This window comes from Salipiger sp., from assembly GCF_059781815.1.
Genome location: NZ_JBYNAH010000321.1, coordinates 1 through 3856, shown reverse-complemented (window position 1 = coordinate 3856; position 3856 = coordinate 1). Strand labels below are relative to the sequence as shown.

Below are 3856 nucleotides of genomic sequence, written 5' to 3'. Positions count from 1 at the left end.
AGCGGTCCCGTGGCTCAACTGGATAGAGCAGCCCCCTCCTAAGGGGCAGGTTGCAGGTTCGAATCCTGCCGGGATCGCCAGCGGATGTCGCAGCCCCGAGCACCTCTTTTCCTGACGGGCGCCGTCGCTCCGGTCGGAGAGCCGCTTGCAAGCCCGCGCGCTGCGTTGGATGAAAGGGCAGGGCGTCAACCACAGGGGCCGCATGTGCTGATCCGCGAAGGCAAGGAACGCAACCAGACCATCGACCTGCGCCTCGCGGGGCTGCTCTCGATGGTGGCCGGAGCCCTCAATGCGGCGGGCTTCGAGATTGCCGGCCTGTTCTCCGCCAACATGACCGGAAATCTCTCGGGCATGGCCGACAGCCTTGCCAAGGGCGGCTGGGGGTTCGCGCTGCTGCTTGGGCTGATCGTCGTGGTGTTCATCCTTGGCGCGCTGCTGGCGGGGCTGATCATCGAGGTGGGGCGACGCATGCGGATCCGGATGATCTATGCCCTCGCCATCCTCTGCGAGGCGGCGATCCTGCTCGTTGTCGGGGGCGCCGGGCTGCTTGGTCTCGCGCGCGAGGAGGGCGCTGCGTTCATCTGCGTTCTGGCCTTCTCGCTCGGGATCCAGAACGCGGTCACAACGCGGATCTCGCGGGCCCGCGTGCGCACCACGCATGTCTCGGGCATGGCCACCGATATCGGCCTGTCGCTGGCGGGGCTCTGGCTCCGCAGCGAGGACGCCCCGCGCTACCGTGGCCTGCTGGCGCTGCATTGCACCACCATTCTCGCCTTCCTGGTCGGGGGCATCCTCGGCGTCCTGGCGCATCGCTTCTTCGGCCCGGTCACCTTTGTGTTCTGCGGGCTGCTGCTGGCGCTTGTCGCACTCCCCGAGATCTGGCGTGGCTCCAGGCGCGTAGGCTGAGGCATCGCGCCCAGCGGTTGAGGTCGGGATGCTCCGGCGCTGAGTCGCACAGGTTGAACGAAAGCGAATCCGAGTCTAAGAAATCGAGAATCGCGGTCCGCATTCGGCCCGCCTCCCGGTGCTCGGAACGTCGCCTTGATCATCAGTCATCGGCACAAGTTCATCTTCATGCATTCGCGCAAGACGGCGGGCAGCTCTGTGACGGCAGCGCTCAACCCGTTTCTCGGCCCGCGCGATATCCAGCTCGGCGCCTGGCCGGAATCGATCGCCGGGGGCGGGCGCTTCAACCGGAAGGCGCTGTTTGTCGCGATGTCGGATCCGGGGCTGCTCTGGCGGCGTTCGGCGGCCCTCTCGCGCGAGAGCGGGCGGATTGCGCTGTCGCCGGAGGCGGTGAACCGGATCACCAAGCACTATTTCTGCGACCGGCATGGCTTCAGCCACGGCGCCCATGCGCGCGCGGCGGAGGTGCAGGCGTTCGCCCCCGCGGCCTGGGACGGCTATTTCAAGTTCGCCATCGTGCGCAACCCGTGGACCCACGCGGTCTCGGATTATTACTGGCGCATGCATGTCTGCAAGCAGCCGGAGGTGAGCTTTGCGGAGTATCTCCGGCGTCTGGCGGATCCCGAGCGTCCGGACCCGGAGGGGCTGCGCCCGCCGCTGATCTCGAACTGGGAGATCTATGCCATCGGCGATGACATCGCGGTCGACAGGGTGGGGCGCTACGAGGACCTTGCCGGGGAGATCGCGAGCTTCGGTGCAGAGCTCGGCCTGCCGCTGGCGCTGGGCGGGCATCGCGCCAAGGCGGGCATTCGCGACACCCGCAAATCGGTGGCGGAACACTATGACGCGGACACCGTCGAGCTGGTGCGTTGCGTCTATGCCCGCGAGATCGAGGCGTTCGGCTACGCGCCGCCCTTCTGAACTGCGCGCCGTCGCGTGGCGCGCGATGCGCGTGGCTCCGCCCATCGCCGCCGCCGGCACGCCGCGCCGCCTTGTCGTCGGGCCCCGGACACGACACAGTGAGGCAAAGAAAACGCGGGAGGAGCAGTCCCATGCAGGTTTCAAGACGTCATCTACTCATCAGCGGCGGCGCGCTGGCGCTTCTCTCGGCCTGTGGTGGAGGCGCCAGAGTCTCGACCCCGTCGGGCGGCCTGGCCCCCGACCTACTGCCGCAGCCGAACCCGGGCTACGACGCCTGGGTCGTGTCGTTCCGCGGCCGTGCCGCTGCGCGCGGCATCAGCGCGAGCACGCTCGACGCGGCGTTCCGCGGCACGGGCTACCTTCCCGGCGTCGTGACCCGCGACCGCAGCCAGACCGAGTTCACCCGCACGCTCGAGGACTACCTCGCGATCGCGGCCTCGGAAGAGAAGGTCGCGACCGGTCGCGCCGAGCTGCGCCGCAACATGGCGCTCTTGCGCGAGATCGAGGGGCGCTACGGCGTGCCGCCCGAGGTGGTCACGGCGGTCTGGGGCATGGAGAGCAATTACGGCACCCGCCGCGGCGACATCCCGGTGATCTCCTCGACCTCGACGCTGGCCTATGACGGCCGCCGCGGCGACTTCTTCGAGGCGCAGCTGATCTCCGCCCTGCGCATCCTCGAGCGCGGCGACACCACGCCCGGGCGCCTCACCGGGAGCTGGGCCGGGGCGATGGGGCACACCCAGTTCATCCCGACGACCTATCAGGATTACGCGGTGGATTTCCGTGGCGACGGGCGGCGCGACATCTGGTCCGACGATCCCACCGACGGGCTCGCGTCGACGGCGAACTACCTGTCGCGCAGCGGCTGGCGGCGGGGCGAGCCCTGGGGGCTCGAGGTGCGGTTGCCGGCGGGCTTCAGCGCCGGGCTGACCGGGCGCGGCGTGCGGAAATCCTCTTCGGAATGGGCGGCGCTGGGCGTGACAAATGCCAATGGCGGCTCGCTGCCCGGCGGCACCGGCTCGATCCTCGCGCTGTCAGGGGTGAGCGGGCCGGCCTTCCTGGTGTTCCGCAACTTCAACGTCATCCTGCGCTACAACAACGCCGAGAAATACGGCGTCGGTGTGGGGCACCTGTCTGACCGGCTGGCGGGCGGTGGACCCGTGCGCGGCACCTTCCCGCCCGACCGCTACGGCTTCACCATCGACGAGCGCAAGGAGTTGCAGGCGCTGCTCAACCGCGCCGGCTACGATGTCGGCACGCCGGACGGGGTGTTCGGAAGCAAGACCGAGGCCGGGATCAGCGCCTATCAGGCGCGGTCCGGGCTGCCGGTGACCGGAGAGCCTTCGCAGGCGCTGCTGCAGAGCTTGCGGCGGGGGTGACCCTGCGCCGGCACTCAGCCGGCGCAGCTTTGCACATCAGTCGAGCAGGCCCGCGAACAGGTCCCAGAAGTGGCCCCAGACCGTCTCGGCGTCGGACTCGTCTTCTTCGTCCTCCTCCGGTTCCGGGCCGATCTCGAACAGCCGCGCGATGAAATCCGCGAGCGTTTCCTCGTCCGACGCGTCCGCGTCGTCCTCGGGTTCGGTGGGCAGCTCGGGCTCCGGCTCGTCTTCGGAGTCGTCCGGCTCCTCTTCCGGGGTTTCATCCTCGGGCGAGTCGTCTTCCTCCGGTTCGGTGGGGTCTTCGGGCTCCGGCTCCTCTTCGGAGTCGTCAGGCTCCTCCTCCGGGGTTTCATCCTCGGGCGAGTCGTCTTCCTCGGGCTCGGTGGGATCTTCGGGCTCCGGTTCGTCTTCGGAGTCGTCAGGCTCCTCTTCCGGGGTTTCATCCTCGGGCGAGTCGTCTTCCTCCGGTTCGGTAGGCTCCTCCGGCTCCGGTTCGTCTTCGGAGTCGTCAGACTCCTCCTCCGGGGTTTCGTCCTCGGGCGAGTCGTCTTCCTCCGGTTCGGTAGGTTCCTCCGGCTCCGGTTCCTCTTCGGAATCGTCAGGCTCCTCTTCCGGGGTTTCATCCTCGGGCGAGTCGTCTTCCTCCGGTT

Annotated in this window: 4 protein-coding genes and 1 tRNA gene; 4 read left to right on the top strand and 1 reads right to left on the bottom strand. The window is 68.5% G+C overall.

Annotation, left to right across the window (positions count from 1 at the left end):
• Positions 1 to 3 precede the first annotated feature (3 nt).
• The 4 genes from AC6RA4_RS23870 to AC6RA4_RS23855 all read left to right on the top strand — a co-directional run bounded on the left by AC6RA4_RS23870 (position 4) and on the right by AC6RA4_RS23855 (position 3206).
• Positions 4 to 80: transfer RNA gene (locus AC6RA4_RS23870), tRNA-Arg, on the top strand.
• A 124-nt stretch (positions 81 to 204) separates the two neighbouring features.
• A complete protein-coding gene (locus AC6RA4_RS23865; RefSeq protein ID WP_500164559.1) occupies positions 205 to 906 on the top strand; it encodes a YoaK family protein in 702 nt (233 codons plus the stop codon).
• A 135-nt stretch (positions 907 to 1041) separates the two neighbouring features.
• Positions 1042 to 1827 (top strand): sulfotransferase family 2 domain-containing protein, encoded by a 786-nt coding sequence (locus tag AC6RA4_RS23860; protein WP_500164557.1) that lies wholly within the window; start codon positions 1042 to 1044, stop codon positions 1825 to 1827.
• 131 nt (positions 1828 to 1958) lie between these two features.
• Entirely contained in the window at positions 1959 to 3206 is a 1248-nt protein-coding gene (locus tag AC6RA4_RS23855; protein ID WP_500164555.1) for a lytic murein transglycosylase, read from the top strand.
• Between the two features lie 36 nt (positions 3207 to 3242).
• Here the strand turns inward: AC6RA4_RS23855 and AC6RA4_RS23850 are convergent.
• A partial coding sequence (locus AC6RA4_RS23850; protein ID WP_500164553.1) for a hypothetical protein occupies positions 3243 to 3856 on the bottom strand: 614 nt, incomplete at its 5' end.